The sequence below is a fragment of the Streptomyces sp. NPDC048270 genome (assembly GCF_040652335.1).
Lineage (GTDB): Bacteria > Actinomycetota > Actinomycetes > Streptomycetales > Streptomycetaceae > Streptomyces.
Genome location: NZ_JBEZLV010000053.1, coordinates 1 through 22,795 on the forward strand (window position 1 = coordinate 1; position 22,795 = coordinate 22,795).

8 protein-coding genes are annotated in these 22,795 nt (G+C 73.9%); 7 read left to right on the top strand and 1 reads right to left on the bottom strand.

The annotated features are described in order from the left end of the window. Window positions 1-262 precede the first annotated feature (262 nt). Window positions 263-838 (top strand): helix-turn-helix domain-containing protein, encoded by a 576-nt coding sequence (locus AB0D66_RS30530; protein WP_362310464.1) that lies wholly within the window; start codon window positions 263-265, stop codon window positions 836-838. A gap of 775 nt (window positions 839-1,613) precedes the next feature. Here AB0D66_RS30530 and AB0D66_RS30535 read toward each other — a convergent pair. Next, window positions 1,614-2,129 (bottom strand): MarR family transcriptional regulator, encoded by a 516-nt coding sequence (locus tag AB0D66_RS30535; protein WP_362310466.1) that lies wholly within the window; start codon window positions 2,127-2,129, stop codon window positions 1,614-1,616. 194 nt (window positions 2,130-2,323) lie between these two features. Between AB0D66_RS30535 and AB0D66_RS30540 the strand changes: the two genes are divergently transcribed. From AB0D66_RS30540 to AB0D66_RS30565, 6 genes are all read left to right on the top strand, one after another. Continuing rightward, complete coding sequence (locus AB0D66_RS30540; protein WP_069924446.1) at window positions 2,324-2,698, top strand: cupin domain-containing protein; 375 nt, start codon at window positions 2,324-2,326, stop codon at window positions 2,696-2,698. 89 nt (window positions 2,699-2,787) lie between these two features. Continuing rightward, entirely contained in the window at window positions 2,788-4,428 is a 1,641-nt protein-coding gene (locus AB0D66_RS30545) for an MFS transporter (protein WP_362310469.1), read from the top strand. A gap of 305 nt (window positions 4,429-4,733) precedes the next feature. After that, window positions 4,734-10,133: an acyltransferase domain-containing protein gene (locus AB0D66_RS30550; RefSeq protein WP_362310471.1), complete on the top strand. Its 5,400-nt coding sequence runs from the start codon at window positions 4,734-4,736 to the stop codon at window positions 10,131-10,133. Continuing rightward, entirely contained in the window at window positions 10,133-13,579 is a 3,447-nt protein-coding gene (locus AB0D66_RS30555; RefSeq protein ID WP_362310473.1) for a beta-ketoacyl synthase N-terminal-like domain-containing protein, read from the top strand. Before AB0D66_RS30550 ends, AB0D66_RS30555 begins: the two co-directional genes overlap by 1 nt. Next, on the top strand, window positions 13,576-21,651 hold the full coding sequence (locus tag AB0D66_RS30560) for an amino acid adenylation domain-containing protein (RefSeq protein ID WP_362310475.1): 8,076 nt from the start codon (window positions 13,576-13,578) through the stop codon (window positions 21,649-21,651). The genes AB0D66_RS30555 and AB0D66_RS30560 overlap by 4 nt, the downstream gene beginning before the upstream one ends. Further along, window positions 21,648-22,778: an LLM class flavin-dependent oxidoreductase gene (locus AB0D66_RS30565; protein WP_362310477.1), complete on the top strand. Its 1,131-nt coding sequence runs from the start codon at window positions 21,648-21,650 to the stop codon at window positions 22,776-22,778. The genes AB0D66_RS30560 and AB0D66_RS30565 overlap by 4 nt, the downstream gene beginning before the upstream one ends. The last annotated feature ends 17 nt before the right edge of the window (window positions 22,779-22,795 follow it).

The following is a 22,795-nucleotide window of genomic DNA, read 5'->3' on the forward strand; positions in this document are numbered from 1 at the left end:
TCGTCGGAATCGCCGTACTCGTGATCATGGTGTCCAGCGAGGCCAACAGCATCGCGATCATGACCGCCGTCAGAACGAGCCGCACATTGCGCGGCCTCGCCTCCTCAGAAGTCCCGGCAGTTTTCACTGTGTCCACCATGTGCCCTCCCCGGCCCCGAATCCCAAGCGAACTTACTTGCCGCCCGGCTAGTTCTCTTCTAAGGTGACATGCAACTAGCCGGGCGTCAAGTAAGTAACCGGTTCATCGGGGCGGGGGAGTCGCATGGCCAGGAGCACCGCGCACAGACGCCGTGGAGACACGCGTCAGCGCATCCAGGACGTGGCGCTGGAGCTGTTCGTCGAGCAGGGCTACGAGAAGACCTCGCTGCGCGAGATCGCGGAGCGGCTGGAGGTCACGAAGGCGGCGCTGTACTACCACTTCAAGACCAAGGAGGACATCATCGTCAGCGTCTTCGCGGACCTGACGAGGCCGATCGACGAGCTGATCGTCTGGGCCCAGGAGCAGCCGCCGACCCTGGAGACCAAGCGGGAAGTACTGCGCCGCTACAGCGAGTCGATGGGGGCCGGGGCCTCGCTGTTCCGCTTCATGCAGGAGAACCAGGCCACGATGCGCGACCTCAGCATCGGCGAGACCATGCAGAGCCGGACGTTCCAGCTGGTGGAACTGCTGCGCACCAAGGACGGCCCGCTGTCCGAGCAGGTGCGGTGCGTGAGCGCGCTGTTCACCCTCCACGCGGGGCTGATGTACCTCCAGCACGTGGAGGGCGACCCGGAGGAGACCCGCCTGGCGGCCCTGGAGAGCGCGGTGGACCTCATCACGCAGGCCCACCACCGGTGACCGGGACCGATGGCGGGTTCGGGTGCGCCGCCGGCCCAGGCCAGGCGGTTCGCCGCGAGCCGGGGCGCGTCCGTCGGGGGTGGACACGCGCGTCGCGGTTCCACGCGTCAGGCACGCGAGCCGCAGGTCGGGAATCGGAAGCGCGCGTGTCGAAGGCCGCGAGTCACAGCCGCACCGACGCCGGGCCCACACGTCGGAGGTGCGCGAGTCCGAGGCCGGGAGTCGGAGGCGCGCTCAGCGCGCCGGTCGGGGTTCGGTGGGCGCAGCCCGTCAGAACGACCACGGCGCCAGGCCGCCGGCAGTACGAAGTCGCCGCCGCACCGCGGCGCCGGGGCCGCACCGACGCCGGGCCCACACGTCGGAGGTGCACGAGTCCGAGGCCGGGAATCAGAAGCGCGCACAGCGCGCCGGGCGGGGTTCGGTGGGCGCAGCCCGTCAGAACGACCACGGCGCCAGGCCACCAGGACCCCGACCGTCGAGGCCGGCACCCAGCCGCCGGGCCGCCAGCAGTACGAAGTCGCCGCCGCACCGCGGCGCCGGGGCCGCACCGCCGTCGGAAGGCTGCGCCACCGAATTCGCCGGGGCCTGGCCGGTGAGGTGAGCCGGTCGGGCGCAGCCGTGCCCCCCTGACCCCCGACCCCGACCTACGCGACCGGCGGTCGCCCCGCCCGGCCGCGCCGCCCCCGCGCACCCGCCGCGCGCAGGCCCGCGGGACTCACCCCCGACCCACCCCGCCGGCGCCGCCGCGCCACCCGCGCGCTCCCGCCCGCGCCGCTCACCACAGCGGCCGCAGCGGGGGCAGGTCGCCGTCCGCCATGGCTCTGATGAGGGCGGCCAGTTCGGGGCGGGGGATGCGGCGGTTCTGGGAGCCGAGGCGTTCGTCCAGTTCGCTCTCCATCTCGAACATGAGGCGTCCGGCGACCGCGAGGTGCTCCAGTGCCCGCTCGGTGAGGACGACGAGTTTGCGCCTGCCGCCCGCCGGGTGGGGGCGGCGCTCCACGTAGCCGCGGGATGCCAGGTCGTCGACGATCTGCCCGGCCGCCTGCTTGGTGACGCCGAGCTGCTCCGCGAGCTCGCTGCTGGTGGCTCCCTCGCCGTAGAGGGCCTGGAAGACCAGGCCGTGCACGGGCCGCAGGTCGTCGTACCCCGCAGCGTCGAGCCGGGATACGAATTCGGACAGGACGAGCTGGAAGGACATGCCGAGCAGATAGGTCAGCTCGGCCCTGGCCAGCGGGTCTTCCACCTGGCGTGCTTTCGCTCCGGTGCTTCCGGTCTCTGCTGTGGACTCCATCTGGACATGCTGCCACACCTTGGAAAGACGCTTTACTCCCAAGTCGCCTCCCGTCCTCCAGCAGGCCTCGAGCCGTTCTCCGTTACCCGCGGGAACAGTCTCGGCGCGGTCCTCTTTGTCGTTTGACACCCACGACTAAAGCAGCTTTACTCGTGGAGCAAGCGAAGTAAAGCTTCTTTACACAGGAGGTCGCAATGAACGTGGTCAGCGAGAGCGAGCAGCGGACTACCCGTACCCCTTCGGGTGCGATGTTCGGCCTCGCCGCCCCCAGCCAGGGCAGCACGGAGATCAGCACCTGGCGTGTGGAGCTCGGCGCCGACTCCGCGACCCCGGTCCACATCATCGACCGCGAGCAGGTCTGGATGCCGCTGTCGGGCGCGTTCAAGGTGACCATCGACGGCGAGGACGGGGAGGTCAAGGCCGGTGAGGCCGTGGCGATCCCCGGCGGCGCCGTACGCCAGCTCACCGCGGTCGGCGACACCCAGGCGCTCGTCGCCATGGCCGTCGGCGGCCAGGCCAGCATGCCGGGCAACGAGGACAAGAAGATCCCGCTCCCCTGGGCCGAGTAGTCGGCCGAGCTGAACCGCGGTCCGCGCCGTCTGAACGGCGCGGACCGCGGCAGCGGCCACCAGAGGGACAACTCAACGAAGGACGGGCAATGAATCCCGAAGTCAGCAGCGGGCGCCGCCGGGCGATCCTGGCTCTGCTCGCATCGACGGTGCTGGTCGTGGTCATGGACCTCACGATCATCAACGTCGCGCTCAACCCCATTCAGCAGAGCCTCGACGCGAGCAACGGCGAGCTCCAGTGGGCACTGGACTCCTACCTGATCACCTTCGCGGCGTTCCTCTTCACCGGCGGCGTGTGCGCCGACCGGTTCGGCCGCAAGAAGACCCTGATCACCGGCCTCGTCCTGTTCGGTGTCAGCTCGGTGCTCGGCGCCTTCGCGACCGACATCGTCCAGCTCATCATCTGGCGCGCCGTCATGGGCGTGGGCGCGGCCGTGGTCCCCACGGTCACCCTCGCCATCCTCATGAACGTCTTCCCGCCGGCCGAGCGCCCCAAGGCCATCGCGGGCTGGGCCGCGGCCGCCGGTGTGGCCATGGCCGTCGGTCCGGTACTGGGCGGCGTGCTGCTCGAGTACTTCTGGTGGGGCTCGATCTTCCTGATCAACGCCCCGCTCATCGCCATCGCCGTCGCCCTGATGATCGCCCTGGTGCCCGAGTCGAAGAACCCGGTCCGCACCGCGTTCGACCCGCTCGGCGTGCTGCTGTCGATCATCTCCGTCGGCCTGCTGGTCTACGGCATCGTCCTCGCCGGCGAGGACGGCTGGACGAGCACCGGCGCCCTCGGCGCCATCGCGGGCGGCCTGGTCCTGCTCGTCGCGCTGGTCCTCTTCGAGAAGCGCATCGCGGCCCCCTCGCTCGATGTCAGCCTCCTGAAGAACGCCCGCTTCTCGGCCGGCACCGGCGCGATCGCCCTGTGCTTCTTCGCGCTGATCAGCTCGATCTTCATCTCGCAGTTCTACTTCCAGGCGGTCCTCGGCTTCTCGCCGCTGGAAGCCGGCCTGCTGGTCCTGCCCATGGGCCTCGCCTCCATGGTCGTCTCGGCCCGCTGCCCCAAGCTCGTCATGAAGTTCGGCCCCCGCAACGTCGTCGCCGCGGGCTCCGCGGCCATCGCCCTGTCCGCACTGGGCGCTGCCTTCTTCGACGCCGGTACGCCGACCTGGCTGCTGATCGTCGCGCAGCTGGTCCTGGGTGTCGGCTGGGGTTCGATCATGGCCCCCGCCACCGCCTCGCTGATGTCCGTCGTGCCCCCGGTCAAGGCGGGCGCGGGCCAGGCGGTCTCGCAGACCGCCCGTCAGGTGGCAGGCGCCCTCGGTATCGCGATCATCGGAAGCCTGCTGAGCTCCGGCTACCGCTCCTCGATCGGTGATGCGGTGAACGTCCTGCCGGAGGCCCTGCGCGAGGAGGCCGCCGGATCCATCGGCGGCACCGTACGGGCCGTCCAGGCGGCCAAGCTGGGCGACCAGGCTCCGGCCCTGCTGGCCAAGGCCTCCGACGCCTACGTCAGCGGTATGCAGTCCACGCTCTTCGTCGTCGCCGGTGTCGCCCTCGCCTCGGTCCTCGTGGCCCTGCGCTGGCTCCCCAAGACCCCGCCGGCCCCGCCCGGACCCCCGCCGGGCGCGGCCGCCCCGGGTGCCACGGCCCCCGGCGCCACGGCGCCGGGTGCCCAGGCACCGGGTGCCCCCGCGGCCCCGCCCGCCCCGGCCAAGGACGAGCCGAGCCTCCGTCCCTGACCCGGCGCGCGCCGCGCCGCCCTCAGTGCCCGCCCGCCCCTTCGGGGTCGGCGGGCACTGTTGTCCGCTCCCCACCAATCCCCCTGGCCCGACGGGGGCCGCACAGCCCCCCTCTCCGCCGCCGCCCGCGGCCGCCATCCCCCGCACTTCCCGCTCTAAACGGAACGCAACTTCCTTTATTCCTGGGCCTGTTGACCGCATGCCGGACATGCCAGGACAACCCGTCCCGCACCCCGCGGGCCGTCGAAGAACGATCCATCAGCGCTCAAGTGTTTCCACGTTATGTACAAACGGAGGGGGTTCTCATGCAGATGGGCAAGGGTTCCGGGCACGTCGAGGCGTCCCACATGGACACCGTCGAGGCCGTAGTGCACTGGTTGCGCAGCGAGATCGCCGTACGGTCGGGGCGCGCGCCCGACGAGATCAAGGACGACGACCTCTTCTCCACCATCGGCATCGACTCGATGCGCGCCGTCGCCCTCATGGGCGACCTCTCGGAGCTGACCGGTACCCGGCTCTCCCCGGCGCTGATGTGGTCGCACCCCAGCATCGCGGCGCTCGCCGCCCGCGTGGTCGCGGGCGAGCCCGACGCGCCCGCCGCGCTCCCGGACACCTTCCGGGCCGCGCCCGGCGGGGAGCGCGAGCCGATCGCCATCACCGGCATGGCGTGCCGCCTCCCGCAGGCCGACAGCCTCGAGGAGTTCTGGGAGCTGCTGCGCTCGGGCACCGACGCGGTGAGCGAGGTTCCGGCCGAGCGCTGGGACGCCGCCGCCTACCTGGACGCCAACCCCGCCGCCGCCGGCAAGATGGTGACCTCCCAGGCCGGCTTCCTGCGCGGCCCCGTGGACACCTTCGACCCGCTCTTCTTCGGCATATCCCCGCGCGAGGCCCAGGAGATGGACCCGCAGCAGCGGCTCTTCCTGGAGGTCGCCTGGGAGGCGCTGGAGGACGCGGGCCTGGCCGACGGCCGGCTGTCCGGTACCGCGACCGGTGTCTTCGCCGGGGCGATCTGGCACGACTACGCCGACCTCGGCGCGGCCGATCCCGCCGGCGCCTCCCTGCACTCGGCCACCGGCCGGGCCCTGAACATGGTCGCCAACCGGCTCAGTTACGTGCTCGGGCTCACCGGCCCCAGCGTCGTCCTGGACTCGGCGTGCTCCTCCTCCCTGCTCGCGGTCCACCTGGCCTGCCAGAGCATCTGGGCCGGGGAGTCCGAGACGGCCGTCGCGGGCGGGGTGAACCTGCTGCTCAGCCCGGAGACGATGGTCTCGCTCAGCAAGTTCGGCGGGCTCTCCCAGGACGGCCGGTGCAAGGCCTTCGACGCCCGCGGCGACGGCTTCGGCCGCGGCGAGGGCGCGGGCGTCATCGTCCTGAAGCCGCTGTCCAGGGCGCTGGCCGACGGCGACGACGTCTGGTGCACGATCCGCGGCACGGCCACCAACAACGACGGCCTGAGCAACGGGCTCACCGCCCCCAACCCCCTCGCGCAGGAGGCCGTGCTGCGCGCCGCCTGCCGCCAGGCCGGCATCTCCCCCGCCGAGGTCCAGTACGTCGAGACCCACGGCACGGGCACCGCGCTCGGCGACCCGGTCGAGGCCACCGCGCTCGGCGCGGTCTACGGCCGCGGCCGCGACGCGGACGCACCGCTGCGCATCGGGTCGGTCAAGAGCAACATCGGCCACCTGGAGGCGGCCGCCGGCATCGCCGGCGTGGTCAAGACGGCCCTGGCGCTGCGCCACCGCCGGATCCCGCCCAGCATCCACTTCGAGACGCCCAACCCGCACATCCCCTTCGAGGACCTCCGCCTGCGGGTCACCGCGGCCGAGGAGCCGTGGCCCCTGACCGGGCAAAGACCGGCCCGGGCCGGGGTGAGCGCCTTCGGCTGGGGCGGGACCAACGTGCACGTCGTCCTCGAGGCCGCCGCCGCACCCGCGCCGCTGACCCAGCTCGAGAGACCCGGCCCCGGCACCGAAGCCGACTCCGCCGGCCGCCCGCAGGTGGCCTTCATATGTTCCCCGTACGGCCAGCAGTGGATCGGGATGGCCCGGACCATGCTCCGTACGGAACCGGTCTTCCGCTCCGTACTGGAGGACTGCGACCGCGAACTCGCCCGGCACACCGGGTGGTCGCTGCTCGAAGAGCTGCACGCCGACGAGACCGCCGCCCGCAGCGGCGACGTCGGGGTGATGCAGCCCGTACTCTTCGCCATCCAGGTCGGCATCGCCGCCTGGCTCGAGGCCGCCGGGGTCCGCCCGGACGCCGTCGTCGGCCACAGCCTCGGAGAAGTCGCCGCCGCCGTCATCGCCGGCATCCTCGACCTGCCGGACGCGGTCCGCCTCATCCACCACTACAGCGACCAGCAGCGCCGCGTCGCCGGCTCCGGCAGCGGCATGGCCGTCGTCGAACTCTCCGCCGCCGACCTCCAGCAGCGCCTCGACGACCGCGTCGGCGGCCGGGAGATCTCGGTCGCCACCCAGAACGGCCCCCGCACCACCGGCCTCGCCGGCCCCCGCGCCGCACTCGAAGCCCTGGTCGCCGACCTGAAGGCCGAAGGCGTCCTGTGCGGCATGATCCGCGTCGACCTGCCGGCCCACAGCCCCGGAATCGACCCGATCACCGCCGATCTGGAAGCGGCCATCGGCACGCTCACCCCGCGGCCCGGCCGCATCCCGATGATCTCCTCCGTGACCGGCGAGCCGCTGGACTGGCGGGAGGCGGACGCCTCGTACTTCGTCCGCAACCTGCGCCGGCCCGTGCTGCTGGCCCAGGCCACCGCCCACCTGCTGACCCACGGGACCGGCGTCCTCGTCGAGATCAGCGCCAACCCGGTGCTGGCCCCGGCGCTGCGCCAGTCCGCCGAGGAGTACGGCGGGAGCGCGGCCGTACTCGCCACCATGCGCCGCGAGGGCGAGGACGACCGCGCCGGCCTGGTGGAGACCCTCGCCGCCCTCGCCGGCCTCGGCTGCGACGTGCGGATGCCCGGCGAACACCGGCCCGCCGCCGAACTGTTCACCCTCTCCGCGCGCACCCCGCAGGCTCTGCGGGACCTCTCCGGCGCCGTCGCCGCCGCCCTGGCGGACGAGGCCGCGGCCGACCCGGCGGACGAGGCCGCGGACCGGCTCCCGGCCCTGGCCCGCGCGGGCCTGGAGCGGGCCCACCACCCCTACCGCCTCTCGCTCGTCGCCCGGGACACCGCCGAGCTCGCGGAGGCGCTGGCCGCCCACGCGGACGGCGAGCGCCCGCCGCAGCTCTTCGAGGGCGCGAAGCCGGCCGAGTCCCGGCCCCGGGTCGCCTTCGTCTTCCCCGGCCAGGGCTCCCAGTGGATCGGGATGGGCCGCGAACTGCTGCGCACGGAACCGGCGTTCGCCGCGTCCATCCGTACCACCGACGCCGCCGCCCGGGCCTGGATCGACTGGTCGATCGAGGCCGAGCTGTGCGCCGACGAGGAGAACTCGCAGCTGACCCGCATCGACGTCGTGCAGCCCATGCTGTTCGCCGTCGAGGTCGCACTCGCCGCGCTGTGGCGCTCCTGGGGCATCGAGCCCGACGCCGTCATCGGGCACAGCATGGGCGAGGTGGCCGCCGCGCACGTCAGCGACGCGCTGGGCATCGAGGACGCGACGCGGATCATCTGCCGCCGCAGCCTGCTGCTGCGCCGCGCGGCGGGCCAGGGCGCCATGCTCGCCTGCGAGCTGACGATGGACCAGGCCCGCGAGCTCCTCGCCGGCCAGGAGCACCTGGTGTCGGTCGGCGTGAACAACAGCCCCCGCTCCACCGTGCTGTCCGGGGACCGCGACGCGCTCACCGCCATCGCGGCGCGGCTGGAGGCCGACCAGGTCTTCTGCCGCTGGGTCAAGGTGGACGTGGCCTCCCACAGCCCGCAGATGGACCCGCTGCGCGAGGACCTGCTGGCCGCGCTGGACGGCATCGCCCCGCGCGCCGGAACCGTCCCCGTCTACTCGACGGTCACCGGATCGGTGGCCTCCGGCACCGAGATGGACGTCCGCTACTGGGCCGACAACCTGCGCGAGCCGGTGCTCTTCGGCGACCAGGTGGCCCGCCTCGTCGAGGACGAGGTGAGCGTGTTCATCGAGATGAGCCCGCACCCGATCCTGCTGCCCGCCGTGGAGCAGGTCGCCGCCGAGAGCGGTGCGGCCGTGGCCGCGCTGCCCTCGCTGCGCCGCCGCGAGGAGGAGCGCGACAGCCTGCTCGGCTCGCTGGGCCGGCTGCACGTCCTGGGCGCCCCGGCCCGCGTGGACCGCGCCCTGACCCCGGCCCGCGCGGCGAGGCTGCCCCACTACCCGTGGCAGCGGGAACGCTTCTGGATCGACGCCCCCGGCCCGGGCGGCGCCCCCGCGGGCGGCCGGGCGCTGCGCCGCGGCCTGCTCGGCGAGCACCTCGACTCCCCCGTCGACCCGGGCACGCACTACTGGCAGACGGACCTCGACGCGACGGCCGCGGCCGCCTTCGACCACCGGATCGGCGGGGCCGCGGTCCTGCCGGGCGCCGGCTTCGCCGAGATGGCCCTCGCGATGTGCGCCCAGGTCCGGCCCGGCGAACACCCCGTACTGGAGGAGTTCGCCTTCCGGGAGCCGCTGATCCTGCCCGCGCAGGGCGTGCGCCGGGTGCAGGCCGTACTGGAGGGCGCGGACGGCGCGGAGGCGCGGATCCGCTTCTTCGTCCGCGAGGACGAGGGCCCGCTGTGCGTGGCCGAGACCCGGGCGGTCTTCGGCGCCGAGCCGGACCCGGGCGAGCCCTGCGATCCGGCCTCGCTGGCCGGACCGCTGACCGAGACCCTCGAAGGACCGGCCTACTACCGGGCGCTGGCCGCCTGCGGACTGGGCTACGGACCCGCCTTCCAGGGGATCACCGGGATCGCGCGCGGCGAAGGCGCCGCCCTGGCCCGGATCGTGCCCGACCCCACCGCCCTGCCCGCCGACCCCGGCTACCGGGTGCACCCCTCGCTGCTCGACTCCGCCCTGCAGTGCGCCGTGGCCCCGCTGCTCGGCGCCGCGTGGGGCGAGGGCGTCACGCAGTGCTTCGTCAGCGAGTCCATCGGGCGGCTGCGGGTGTACGGAACGCTCGTGGGCGAGCTGTGGGCGTACGCGCAAGCGGAGCCGGCCGGCGACGACCGGCACTGGCAGGCCCGCGTACGGATCCTGTCCGCCGACGGCACCCTGCTGGCCGAAGCGCAGGGGCTGCGCGTCGTCCGGCTCGACTCCGTCCCCGTCCTGGCGGCGGAGCCGGAGGACGCCACGAGCGGGCCGGCGGAGGGGGCGGTCGCCGCCGCCCTGGCCGAACTGCCCGTGGCGGAGCGGCGGGCCGCGTTCGAGACCGCCGTACGGGAGATCACCGCGCAGGTGGTCAAGCTGCCCGCGCGCCGCATCGACCCGGACACCCCGCTGCGCTCGCTCGGCATCGACTCGCTGATGTCGCTGGAGCTGCGCAACCGCCTGGAGGCCGCTTTCGGCGTGGAGCTGTCGGCCACGCTCATCTGGAACTACCCGACCGTGCGGGACATCGCCCCGTTCCTGGCCGGCAAGGCGGACATCGCGCTCGACGGCGACGAGGCGCCCGTGCAGAGCCCCGCGGCCGAAGCCCCCGTCCTGCCCGCGGCGGCGGACGGTGAAGCAGACCCGGAGAGCCTCGAGGCCCTCCTCGAACGTGAACTCGCGGAACTGAGCGAGCGGATGGAGACCTTCTAGTGAGCAGCAGCACCGTCGTCGGGACCGCCCCGGCCGCAGACCGCTCCGGAGACGCCCTCGTCAAGGCACTGTCCGCCGTCCGCATGCTGCGGGGCCGGCTGGACGCGCTGGAGCAGAAGCGCCACGAACCCATAGCCATCGTCGGCATCGGCTGTCGACTGCCGGGCGGGGTCACCTCACCCGGCGCTTTCTGGCAGATGATCAGTTCCGGCACCGACGCGATCACCGGTGTGCCCGGCGACCGCTGGGACGCCGACGCCTACTACGACCCCGATCCGAACGCGCCGGGCCGCACCACCATGCGCTTCGGCGGGTTCATCGACGGGGTGGACCGCTTCGACCCGTACTTCTTCGGCATCTCCCCGCGCGAGGCCGCGCGCATGGACCCGCAGCAGCGGCACTTCCTGGAGGTGGCGTGGGAGGCCCTGGAGGACGCGGGCCTGCCCCGGGAGAAGCTCCAGGGCAGTGCGACGGGCGTGTTCGTCGGGGCCAACGCCACCGACTACCTCCAGATGCAGCTGGAGGACCCGGCCGGCCTGGACACCTACACCGTCGTCGGCGGCACCAACTGCATCATCTCCAACCGGCTCTCGTACCAGCTCGACCTGCGCGGCCCGAGCATGACCGTCGACACGGCCTGCTCCTCCTCGCTGGTGGCCGTGCACCTGGCCTGCCAGTCCCTGCGCACCCAGGAGTGCTCCACGGCGGTCGCCGCCGGGATGAACCTGATCCTGTCGCCGACGATGACGGTCGCCCACTCCAAGGGCCTGCCGCTCGCCCCCGACGGCCGCTGCAAGACCTTCGACGCGAAGGCGGACGGCTACACGCGCGGCGAGGGCGTCGGCGTGCTCGTCCTGAAGCGGCTCTCGGACGCCACCCGGGACGGCGACCGGATCTGGGCCGTCATCCGCGGCTCCGCCGTCAACCAGGACGGCCTGACCAACGGGCTGACCGCGCCCAGCGGCCTGTCCCAACGCGATGTCATCAAGGCGGCGCTGCGCTCCGCCCGGCTGGAGCCCTCGCAGGTCACCCTGCTGGAGGCGCACGGCACCGGCACCAGCCTCGGCGACCCGATCGAGGTCGAGGCCCTGCACGAGGTGTACGGGACGGCGGACGCGGGCGGCGGGAGCTGCGTGCTCGGGTCGGTGAAGACCAACATCGGCCACCTGGAGGCGGGCGCCGGCCTGGCCGGCCTGATCAAGGTGGCGCTGAGCATCCACCACCGGGCCATCGCGCCCAACCTCCACCTGGAGGAGGTCAACCCGCACATCTCGCTCGGCGGCGGACGGCTGCGCATCCCGACCGAGGCGGCGAGCTGGGACGAGCCCGCCGAGCGGCGCCACGGCGCGGTCAGCTCCTTCGGCGCGGGCGGCACCAACGCCCATGTGGTGCTCGGCCCGGCCCCGCAGGACGAGGACGCACCGCGGCACGACGAGGCACCGCGGGCCGGAGCCGCCGAGGTGCCGCGGGCCGGAGCCGCCGACGCAGCGCAGGCCGGGGCCGCCGAGGTTCCGCAGGCCGCGCAGGGCCCCTGGCTGCTGCCGGTCTACGCGGGCACCGCCGACGCGCTGGCCCCGATGGCCCGTGCCTGGCGCGACCACCTCCAGGACAAGGGGACGCGGCAGGAGCCGTTCTCCGCGCTGGTCCACGGCGCCGCCACCCGGCGCACCCGGCACGCCCACCGGCTCGCGGTCGCCGCGAGCACGCACGCCGAGGCCGCCGAGCGGCTGGACATGTGGCTCGCGGACAAATCCCCGGCCTCGGTGGTCACCGGGCGCACCGGCGGCGACATCAGCGACAAGGTCGTCTTCGTCTTCCCCGGCCAGGGCGCCCAGCGGGCCGGAATGGGCCGCGAACTGATGCGCGTCTGCCCGGTGTTCAAGGCGGCCGTCGCCGAGTGCGACGAGGCCTTCCGGCGCTGGACCGACGGCGGGTTCTCCGTCATCGACACGATCATGGGTCTGGAGGACGGGGCGCCGCTGGAGCGGATCGACGTCATCCAGCCGGCCCTGTTCGCCATCGCGGTGGGACTCGCCGCCCGGGCCCGGGCCTTCGGCGTCGAGCCGGACGCGGTGGTCGGCCACAGCATGGGCGAGGTCGCCGCCGCGTACGTGGCCGGCGTGCTGAGCCTGGACGACGCGGCCCGCGTCATCTGCCGCCGCAGCTTCCTGCTGCGCCGCATCAGCGGGCAGGGCGCCATGCTGGTGGCGGGCCTGCCCTTCGACCAGGCCGCCGAGTTCGTCGCGGACCACAGCGACCGGGTCTCGGTCGCGGTCAGCAACAGCCCCACCTCCACGGTGCTCTCCGGCGACCCCGAGGTGCTGGCCGAGCTCGCCGGGGCCCTGGAGGCGCGCAACGTCTTCTGCCGCCACGTCAAGGTGGACGTGGCCTCGCACAGCCCCCAGGTGGACGCGCTGCGCGAGGACCTGCTGGCCGAGCTGGAGGGCATCGAGCCCCGCGCGGGCCGGGTGCCGGTGCTGTCGACCGTCACCGGCGAACTGTGCGACGGCTCCGGTTTCGACGCCGAGTACTGGGCGGGCAACCTGCGCGAGCCGGTGCTCTTCTGGGACGCCGTGGGCTCGCTGATCGACAGCGACCACGGGGTGTTCGTCGAGATGAGCCCCCACCCGACGCTGCTGTCCGCCGTCGAGCAGGCCTTCGAGCACTCCGGCCGCGAGGGACTGGCCCTGCCGTCCATGCGGCGCGACGAGCCCGAGGCGCACGGCCTGCTGGAGATCCTGGGATCCCTGCACGCGCACGGGCTGCCCGCCCGGCTGTCCGAGCTGCTCCCGGCGGCGCCCGCACGACCCGTACCGCTGCCCTCGTACGCCTGGCAGCACGAGAGCTTCTGGTTCCGCGCGTCGGGCTCCGCCGGCCCGGTCCCGTTCGACGCCCGCGCCGCCGGCGGCGCGGCGGACGAGCCGGACGCCGCCGACGGGCGCGGGCAGCTGCCCGCGCTGGTGGCGGCCGTGGCCGCCGCCGAGCCCGGCGAGGCCCGTACCGAGCTGGTGCGCGCCCAGGTCGCCGCGGCGGTGGCCGGAACCCTGGAGCTGAGCGCCGACCGGGTCGACCGGACGGCCGGCTTCTTCCAGATGGGCATGGACTCCACGCTCGCCCGCGATGCCCGCGTCCGGCTGGAGAGCCTGATCGGCCGCCGCCTCCCGGCGACGGTGATGTTCGAGCACCCGTCGGTGGAGGCGCTCTCCGCGCACCTGCTGGCGCTGGCGGAGCGCGCGGCGGCCGAGGCCGGCCCGCAGGCCGCCGCCGCGTCCGCCGCCGCGGTCCCCGCCCCCGCACACCCCGTGATCCCCGCACCGCAGGCGCCTTCGGACCTTTCCGGGTCCGACGACGACACCTCCCTCGACGACCTTTCCGAAGCCGAACTCCTCGCCGTACTGGCCGCGGAGTCCGGACCCACGACGCCCGCAGCCGGAGCAGCCAGATGACCGACCAAGACCACGACCGGCAGAACGTCCTCGCCCAGAGCGTGCGCGAGATCCGCCGCCTGCGCACCGAGCTGGACGCCGCCGAGCGCGCCCGCACCGAGCCGATCGCCATCGTCGGCCTGGCCTGCCGGATGCCCGGCGGCGCCGAGACGCCCGAGGAGTTCTGGGAGTTCCTGCGCTCGGGCCGCGACGGCATCCGCGAGGTGCCCGAGGACCGCTGGGACACCGCCCGGCACGGCAGCCGCCTCGGCGGCTTCCTCGACCGGGTCGACGGGTTCGACGCGCCGTTCTTCGGGATCTCGCCGCGCGAGGCCGCCACCCTGGACCCGCAGCAGCGCCTGCTGCTGGAGGTGGGCTGGGAGGCGCTGGAGCACGCGGGCATCTCGCCGGCCGGCCTGAGCGGCTCGGACACCGGGGTGTACTTCGGCGTCACCACGTACGACTACGTGCAGAGCCAGATGCAGCAGATCGACCCGGCCGAGCTGGAGGCGTACAGCCTCACCAGCAACGCCTCCACCTTCGCGGCCGGCCGTTTCTCGTACTGGCTGGGCCTGCAGGGCCCCAGCCTCTCCGTCGACACCGCGTGCTCGTCCTCGCTGGTCGGCGTGCACCTGGCGTGCCAGAGCCTGCGCTCCGGCGAGACCGGCATGGCGCTGGCGGGCGGGGTCAACGTCCTGCTGTCGCCCGAGTGGTTCACCATCGCCGACAAGGCGAACATGCTGGCCCCGGACGGCCACTGCAAGACCTTCGACTCCCGCGCCGACGGCTACGTGCGCAGCGAGGGCTGCGGGATCGTCGTCCTCAAGCGGCTCTCCGACGCGCAGGCGGCCGGCGACCGGATCCTCGGCGTCATCCGGGGCTCCGCCGTCAACCAGGACGGCCGCAGCGCCGGCATCACCGTCCCGAACGCCGCCGCCCAGCAGGACGTGATCCGCGCGGCGCTGGCCTCGGCCCGCGTCGAACCCGCGGAGATCGGCTACGTGGAGGCGCACGGCACCGGCACGCCGCTGGGCGACCCGCTGGAACTGCGCGCCCTGGACGCCGTACTGGGCGGCCGCGCGCCGGGCGAGGAGCTGGTCGTCGGCTCGGTCAAGAGCAGCATCGGGCACCTGGAGCCGGCCGCCGGCATCGCCGGGCTGATCAAGGTCGTGCTCTCACTCCAGCACGAGGAGATCCCGGCGCAGCTGGACCTGCGGGAGGTGAACCCGGAGATCGGCGTCGAGGACCTGTCGGTGACCTTCCCGCGCACCGCCGTGGCCTGGCCGCGCGGCGACAAGCCCCGCCTGGCGGGCGTCAGTTCCTTCGGCGCGAGCGGCACCAACGCCCATGTCGTCGTCGAGGAGGCGCCGGCCGCCCCGGCCGCCGCCGAAGAGCCCGCGGGCGAGCGCACCGCGCAGCTGCTGGCGCTGTCCGCGAAGAGCCCGGCCGCGCTGGCCGACCTGGCCGCCCGCCACGCCGCGTACCTGGACGGCCCGGACGCGGCGCCGCTCGCCGACGTCTGCCACACCGCCGCCGCCGGCCGCGCCCCCCTCTCCCACCGGCTGGCCGTGGTCGCCGCCGACGCCGGGGAGATGCGGGAGAAGCTGGCCGCGTACGGGCCCGGCGCGCTGCTGCCGGCGGGCGTCCGCACGGGCCACGCGCCCGGCGGCGCGCAGCCGAAGGTGGCCTTCCTCTTCACCGGCCAGGGCGCGCAGTACGCGGGCATGGGCGCGGGCCTCTACGCGAGCGAGCCGGTCTTCCGGGAGGCGATCGACCGCTGCGACGCCATCGTCTCGGAGCTGACGGACCGCTCGCTGCTGTCCGTGCTGCACCCCTCGCCCGCCGACGCGGCGCTGGTGGACGAGACCCGCTGGACCCAGCCGGCCCTGTTCGCCGTCGAGTACGCGCTGGCGGAGCTCTGGCGCTCCTGGGGCATCACCCCGGGCGCCGTGCTCGGCCACAGCATCGGCGAGATCGTCGCGGCGTGCGTGGCGGGCGTGCTCTCGCTGGAGGACGCGCTGACCCTCGCCGTGCGCCGCGGCAGCATGATGCAGGAGCTGTCGGTGGAGGGCGCCATGGCGGCCGTCTTCACCACCGAGGAGCAGCTCGCCGGGGCGCTGGCGCCCTACCAGGGCGAGCTGTCGGTGGCCGCGGTCAACGGCCCCGAGTCCCTGGTCGTCTCCGGCGGCGCCCGGGCGCTGGAGGTGCTGCTGGCCGAACTGGCCGAGAAGGGCGTCAAGTCCAAGCGGCTCACCGTCACCCGCGGCTTCCACTCGCCGCTGATGGACCCGGTGCTGGACGGGTTCGAGGCCGCCGCGGCCGCCCTGACGTACGCGCCGCCCCGCATCCCGGTCGTCTCCAACGTCACCGGCGAGCCGCTGACCGGGCCGCAGGCCTTCTCCGCGGGCTATCTGCGCGAGCACATCCGCCGCCCCGTGGACTTCCTGCGCGGTATGACCGCCCTGCACGGGCTGGGCTTCCGCGTGTTCGTGGAGACCGGCCCGCAGCCCGCGCTGTCGGGGATGGCCAAGCGGTTCCTGCCCGGCGCGGGCGAGGGCGAGCAGGCCCCGGTCTTCCTGCCCTCGCTGCGCAAGGGCCACGACGACGGCCGGGTGGCACTGGACAGCCTGGGCGCCCTGTACGCGCTGGGGGCGCCGGTGGACTGGGCCGCGTACGACGCGGGCCGGGGCCGGCGGCGCGCCGCGCTGCCGACGTACCCCTTCCAGCGCACCCGGCACTGGTTCACGCCCAGCGCCCGCCCGGCCTCGGCCGCGCCGGGCGCCGGCGAGGCGTCCTCCGCGCGCCTGCTGGGCGAGCGGGTGCCCTCGCCGCTGGACTCCACCCAGTACGCGGCGGTGCTCGACACCACCGGCCACCCCTGTCTGGGCGACTGCGTGATGGACGGGCTGCCCGTCGTCAACATCGGCGTCTACCTGGAGTCGGCGCTGCAGGCCGCCCGGGCCGACGGCGGCGGCGCGGGCGCGCTGATCGAGGAGTGCCTGGTCCTGCAGAGCATGATCCTCGACGAGGACCAGCGGGCCCGGGTGCAGCTCGTCCTGGACCCGGCGCCCGGCGGCCGCACCGCCTACCGCTACTACTCCGCCCGCCGCGACGGCGCCGGCTGGCTGCTGCACTCGCAGGGCAAGCTGGCCCCGCTGCCCGCGGACGCCCCGGCCGCGACCGACCTGGACGCGCTGCGCGCCCCGCTCGCCGAGGAGACCACCGGCGAGGAGTTCTACCGCCGGATGTGGCGCCGCAAGCTGTACCTCGGCCCCACCGCCCAGTGGATCGAGCACGTGTGGAGCGGCGAGGGCGAGGCCGTCGCGAAGATGCGCGCCCCGCGCCCGGGCGAGGCCGACGGCTACCGGCTGCACCCCGGCCAGACCGACGCGCTGTTCCAGTCCCTGTTCGCCTGCCTGCCCGAAGGCACCCCGGCGGACGCCACCTTCATGCTGGTGGGCATCGACCGGTTCGCCTTCCACGGCTTCTCCGGCGCGCAGGGCGAGACGTACTGCCGGGTGCGGCTGCTGCCGTCGCCCGACCCGCAGGGCATGCTGCTCGCCGAGGCGGCCCTGTACGACGCCCAGGGCCGCACGGTGGTCGAGGCCACCGGGGTGTGCCTGCGCCGCGCCGAGAAGGACCAGCTGCTGCGCACCGGCGCCGCCGCGGCCCCGGCCGCCAGGGCGCTGCCCGCCGCGGCCCCGCTCGCGGCGGCCGCCGCCCCGCAGTCGCTGGACGCCGCGGGCGTACGGGAGCTGCTGACGGCCACGGTAGCCCGCGCGCTCGGCACCTCCCCGGGCCTGGTCGACCGCGACGAGCCGCTGCAGAACCTGGGCCTGGACTCGCTGATGGCCCTGGAGGTCAAGGAGGCGCTGTCCGCCGCCCTCGGGGTGTCGCTGCCGCTGGTGGCCTTCCTGGAGGGCCGCAGCGTCAGCACGCTCGGCGACCAGGTCCTCGCGACCCTCGGCACCCCCGAGGAGTCCCCGGCCGGAGCCGGCGGGCAGGAGGCCGCGGCGCTGCCCGCCACGGGCGGCGGGCGGCTGCCGGAGCTGGTGCGCGACGAGGCGGCCCGCTACGAGCCGTTCCCGCTGACCGACCTCCAGCAGGCCTACCTGGTGGGCCGCTCCAGCGCCTTCGAACTCGGCAACGTCTCCACGTACTTCTTCATCGAGGTGGACCTCGACGGGGTGGACGTGGAGCGGCTGCAGGACGCCCTGCGGCTGATGGTCGACCGGCACGACATGCTGCGCGCGGTGATGACCGAGGACGGCTACCAGAAGGTGCTGCCCGAGGTCGCCCCGTACGAGATCCGCACCACCGACCTGCGCGGATGCGCCGAGGAGGAGCGCGGCGCGCGGCTGGCCGAACTCCACGACGAGGTCGCCGGGCAGGTCTTCGACACCGCGGTGTGGCCGCTGTTCGACATCCGCGCCACGCGGGTCACCGAGGGCCGCACCCGGCTGCACATCGGACTCGACGCGCTGATCATCGACGCGTGGAGCACCTCGATGCTGTTCCGCGAGTGGGCCGCCGCCTACCGCGGCGAGGCCGGCACGCTGCCCGAGGTCCCGCTGACCTACCGGGACTACGTGGTGACGGCCAAGGCGGTCGAGGAGACCGACCTGCACGCCACCTCGCTCGCCTACTGGCGCGAGCGGCTCGACACGCTGCCGCCGGCGCCCGAGCTGCCGCTGGCGGCCGACCCGGGCTCGCTGGAGGCGCCGGCGTTCACGCACCGCTCCAGCCGGATCGAGGCCGAGGACTGGTCCCGGTTCAAGGCGTACGCCTCGGCGGCCGGTGTCACCCCGTCGGCCGCGCTGTGCACGGCCTACTCCCAGGTGCTGGCCTCCTGGAGCAAGTCCAGCCGCTTCACGCTGAACGTGCTCTTCTTCAACCGGCTGCCGCTGCACGAGCAGGTCGGCAGCGTGCTCGGCAACTTCAGCGCCACCACCCTGCTGGAGATCGACTCCACCGCCTCGGTCGCCTTCGGCGAGCGGGCCGAGCGCGTCCAGCGCCAGCTGTGGAACGACCTGGAGCACAGCCACGTCAGCGGCGTCGCCGTGCTGCGCGAGCTGAACCGGGCCCGCGGCGGCAACGCCCGCGCCAACATGCCGGTCGTCTTCGCCAGCACCGTCAACTTCGCGGCCAAGGAGGACTCCGCGGCCTCGATGGGCCTGGCCCAGCACCTCACGGCCATCGGCGAGGGCGGCGAGGAGGTCTCCAGCTCGATCCGCACCCCGCAGGTGTGGCTCGACCACCAGGTGGTCGAGGACGCCGGCGCGCTGATCGTGAACTGGGACGTCATCGAGGAGCTCTTCCCCGCCGGGATGATCGACGCGATGTTCGCGGCCTACCTCGACGTGCTGCGCGGCCTGTGCGTCGAGGAGGACGCCTGGCGCCGCCCGGCGCCCGCCCTGGCCCCGGCGGCCGAGCTCGACGTGCGCCGCTCCGCCAACGCGACGGCCGGGCCGCTGCCCGCGGGGCTGCTGCACGAGCCGTTCGCCGCGCAGGCCGCCGCGCACCCGGGCCGGGTCGCGGTGATCGCCCCCGGCCGCGAGCTCACGTACGGCGAACTGGACGAGCACACCGACCGGCTGGGCCGCTGGCTCCTGGAGCGGGGCTCGGGCCCCGGCACCTTCGTCGGCATCGTGATGGAGAAGGGCTGGGAGCAGGTCGCCGCCACCCTCGGCGTGCTGAAGGCGGGCGCGACGTACGTGCCCATCGACGCCGGGGTGCCCGCGGAGCGGCTGCGGCTGCTGTGCGAGAAGTCGGGCATCAGCCTGGTCCTCACGCAGAGCCGCGTCGAGGCCGACGTCCAGTGGCCGCAGGGGACCGTACGGCTGTGCGTGGACGGCCCCGAGGCGCTGGCCGTGCCGGCCGGCGCCCTGCCCGCCTCGGCGGCCCGCCCGGACGACCTCGCGTACGTCATCTTCACCTCCGGCTCCACGGGCACGCCCAAGGGCGTGATGATCGAGCACACGGGCGCCCTGAACACCTGTCTGGACATCAACGAGCGGTTCGGCATCACGCACGAGGACCGGGTCCTGGCCCTGTCCGCGCTCAACTTCGACCTGTCGGTGTACGACGTGTTCGGCATCCTGGCCGCCGGCGGCGCGATCGTGCTGCCGGCCCCGGACGCCCACCGCGAGCCCGGCCGCTGGGCCGAGCTGGTCACCGCGCACGGGGTGACCGTGTGGAACAGCGTGCCGACGCTGATGGAGATGTTCACCGAGCACGCGCTGGGCGCCGGGATGACCGGGACCCTGCCGCTGCGCACGGTGATGATGAGCGGCGACTGGATCCCGCTGACCCTCCCGGAGCGCATCGCCGCGCTGGTGCCCGAGGCGGCCGTGTGGAGCCTGGGCGGGGCCACCGAGGCCTCGATCTGGTCGATCGCGCACCACGTGTCCGGCGAGGCCGACCCGTCGCTGACCTCGGTCCCGTACGGCAAGCCGCTGCTGAACCAGCAGTTCCACGTACTGAACGAGGCCATGCAGCCGAGCCCGGTGTGGGTGCCCGGCCAGCTCTACATCTCCGGCGCGGGCCTGGCCCGCGGCTACCTCGGCGACGAGGCCAAGACCCGGGCCGCGTTCCTGCGCCACCCGGCCACCGGGGAGCGGCTGTACCGCACCGGCGACCTGGGCCGCTACCTGCCGGACGGGAACATCGAGTTCCTGGGCCGGGAGGACTTCCAGGTCAAGATCCAGGGCTACCGGATCGAGCTCGGCGAGATCGAGGCCGCACTGCTGGCCTGCGACGGGGTCCGCGCCGCGGTCGCCTCGGCGGTCGGCGAACGCCAGGGCGCCAAGCGCCTGGTGGCCTACGTGGTCCTCGACGAGGACGGCACCTGCGAGGTGACGCCCGAGCTGCTCGCCAAGACGATCGGCGCGGCCCTGCCCTCGTACATGGTCCCGCAGTACATCCTGATCCTCGACGAGCTTCCGCTGACCGCCAACGGCAAGGTCGACCGCTCCTCGCTGCCGGTTCCCGGCGCCGAGGCCGCCGACGGGGACGCCGCACAGGGGCCCCGGGACCTGACGGAGGGCGGACTCGCCGGGATCTGGGCCGAGTTCTTCCCCACCGCCCGCTTCGGGGTGCACACCGACTTCTTCGCCCTGGGCGGCAACTCGCTGCTCGCGGTCCGGCTGATGGCCGAGATCCGGGCGCGGCTCGGCTGTTCGCTGCCGCTGTCCACGCTGTTCGCCCGCCCGACGATCGCCCTGCTCGCGGCGGCGATCCGGGAGGCCGGCGGCTCGGTGCGCCGCACCGCCCTGGTGCCCGTCCGCACCGGAGGCGCGCGGACCCCGCTGTTCTTCGTCCACCCGGTCGGCGGAGACGTGCTCTGCTACGGCGAACTGGCCGGCCTGCTCGGCGAGGACCAGCCGTTCTACGCCCTCCAGGTGCCGGACGACGAGGTCCTCGAGACCGTGCCGGAGCTGGCCGCGCACTACTGCGCCGCCCTCACCGCCGCGGTCCCGGCGGGCCCGTACCGGCTCGGCGGCTGGTCCATGGGCGGGGTCATCGCCCTGGAGATGGCCCAGCAGCTGACCGCGGCCGGGCACGAGGTCGAACACCTCGCGGTGATCGACCTGCTCGAACCCCCGGGCCCGGCGCCGGAGCGGGCGGAGATCGACGACGCCGTGCTGCTCTCGTGGTTCGGCCGGGACCTGGCGGGCCTCGCCGGCACCTCGTGGGAGCCGGACCCGGAGCTGTTCCGCGCGGCGGACTGCCCCGACTCGGCCTTCGAGATCCTCTACGCCAGGGCCGCCGAACAGGGCGTCCTGCCCGCCGGGGTCGGCCTTGAGGTGTTCAGCGAGATCTACACCCGCTTCGCCCGCAACTTCCGGGCCCTCTTGTCCTACGCGCCGCAGCCGTACGCGGGAGCGACCGCGTTCCTGCGCGCCGAGGACGGCTCCACGGACGAGGCGGTCGCCGCCTGGTCCCAGTTGTTCCCCTCCGGTTTCCACTACGTCGCGCTGCCGGGCGACCACTACACGGTCATGCAGTCTCCGCGCCTGCGGCTGCTGGCCGACCAGCTCTCCCTCTGGCTCGCCGGCACGGCGGCCCGACCCCTCGAAGGAATACAGTCATGACGCTGAAGTTCGGTGCTTTCATCCCTCCCTTCCACTCGCTGGGCGAGGACCCCACCACCGCCTTCTGGCGGGACCTGGACCTGATCCACTGGCTCGACGAGCTGGGCCTCGACGAGGCCTGGGTGGGCGAGCACCACTCGGGCGGCTGGTCCACGGTCAGCTCCCCGGAGGTCTTCCTCGCCGCCGCGGCCGAGCGCACCCGCCGCATCAAGCTCGGCACCGGCGTGGTGAGCCTGCCGTACCACCACCCGCTGACCGCGGCCAACCGCATCGTGCAGCTGGACCACCAGAGCGGCGGGCGCGCCATGTTCGGCATGGGCGCCGGCGTCTCCCCCGCCGACGCCCACATGATGGGCATATCGGCCGGTGACCAGCGCCGCATGATGGCCGAGTCGCTGGAGGCGCTGGTCCGCCTGTTCAAGGGCGACGAGCCGGTCACCATGAAGACCGACTGGTTCGAGCTGCGCGACGCCATGCTGCACCTGCGCCCGTACACCAAGCCGCGGTTCGACATGGCCGTCGCCAGCGCCGGCACCGAGCGCGGCATGCGGCTGGCCGGCCAGTACGGCCTGGAGGCGCTGACCTTCGCCGGCCGCCCGGGCATGTCCGAGCCGCCGCTGGCCCAGCTGTGGGCCGCAGGCGAGGAGGAGGCCGCCAAGCACGGCCAGACCGTGGACCGCTCCAAGTGGCGCGTGGCGATCTGCGTGCACATCGCGGAGACCCGCGAGGAGGCCCTGGACCAGGTCCGCGCCGGGATGAGCCACTGGTTCCGCGAGTACGTGCGCGACACCGTCGGCGCGTCCGCGAAGCTGCCCGAGGGCCGCGAGGCCGAGGTCGCCGTCGAGACCCACACCGCGATCATCGGCTCCGTCGAGGACGCCATCGAGGGCATCGAGCGCATGCAGCGCGAGAGCGGCGGCTTCGGCACCCTGCTCGTCAACACCCAGGACTGGGCCACCCGCGAGCAGACCAAGCGGAGCTACGAGCTGCTCGCCCGCTACGTGGCCCCGCACTTCACCGGCGCCCTCGACAGCCGTCGCGCGTCCCAGAAGTGGGTCTCGGAGAACAAGGACGGCTTCGCCGCCCAGGCCCGGGAGGCCGCGGCCCAGGCCACGGCCTCCCGCTGACCCCCACCAAGGACGGA

What these genes read in the sequence shown, in the direction of transcription:
- AB0D66_RS30530 (WP_362310464.1), top strand. Translation starts at nt 263, where the DNA reads ATGGCCAGGAGCACCGCGCACAGACGCCGTGGAGACACGCGTCAGCGC.
- AB0D66_RS30535 (WP_362310466.1), bottom strand. Translation starts at nt 2,129, where the DNA reads ATGGAGTCCACAGCAGAGACCGGAAGCACCGGAGCGAAAGCACGCCAG.
- AB0D66_RS30540 (WP_069924446.1), top strand. Translation starts at nt 2,324, where the DNA reads ATGAACGTGGTCAGCGAGAGCGAGCAGCGGACTACCCGTACCCCTTCG.
- AB0D66_RS30545 (WP_362310469.1), top strand. Translation starts at nt 2,788, where the DNA reads ATGAATCCCGAAGTCAGCAGCGGGCGCCGCCGGGCGATCCTGGCTCTG.
- AB0D66_RS30550 (WP_362310471.1), top strand. Translation starts at nt 4,734, where the DNA reads ATGCAGATGGGCAAGGGTTCCGGGCACGTCGAGGCGTCCCACATGGAC.
- AB0D66_RS30560 (WP_362310475.1), top strand. Translation starts at nt 13,576, where the DNA reads ATGACCGACCAAGACCACGACCGGCAGAACGTCCTCGCCCAGAGCGTG.
- AB0D66_RS30565 (WP_362310477.1), top strand. Translation starts at nt 21,648, where the DNA reads ATGACGCTGAAGTTCGGTGCTTTCATCCCTCCCTTCCACTCGCTGGGC.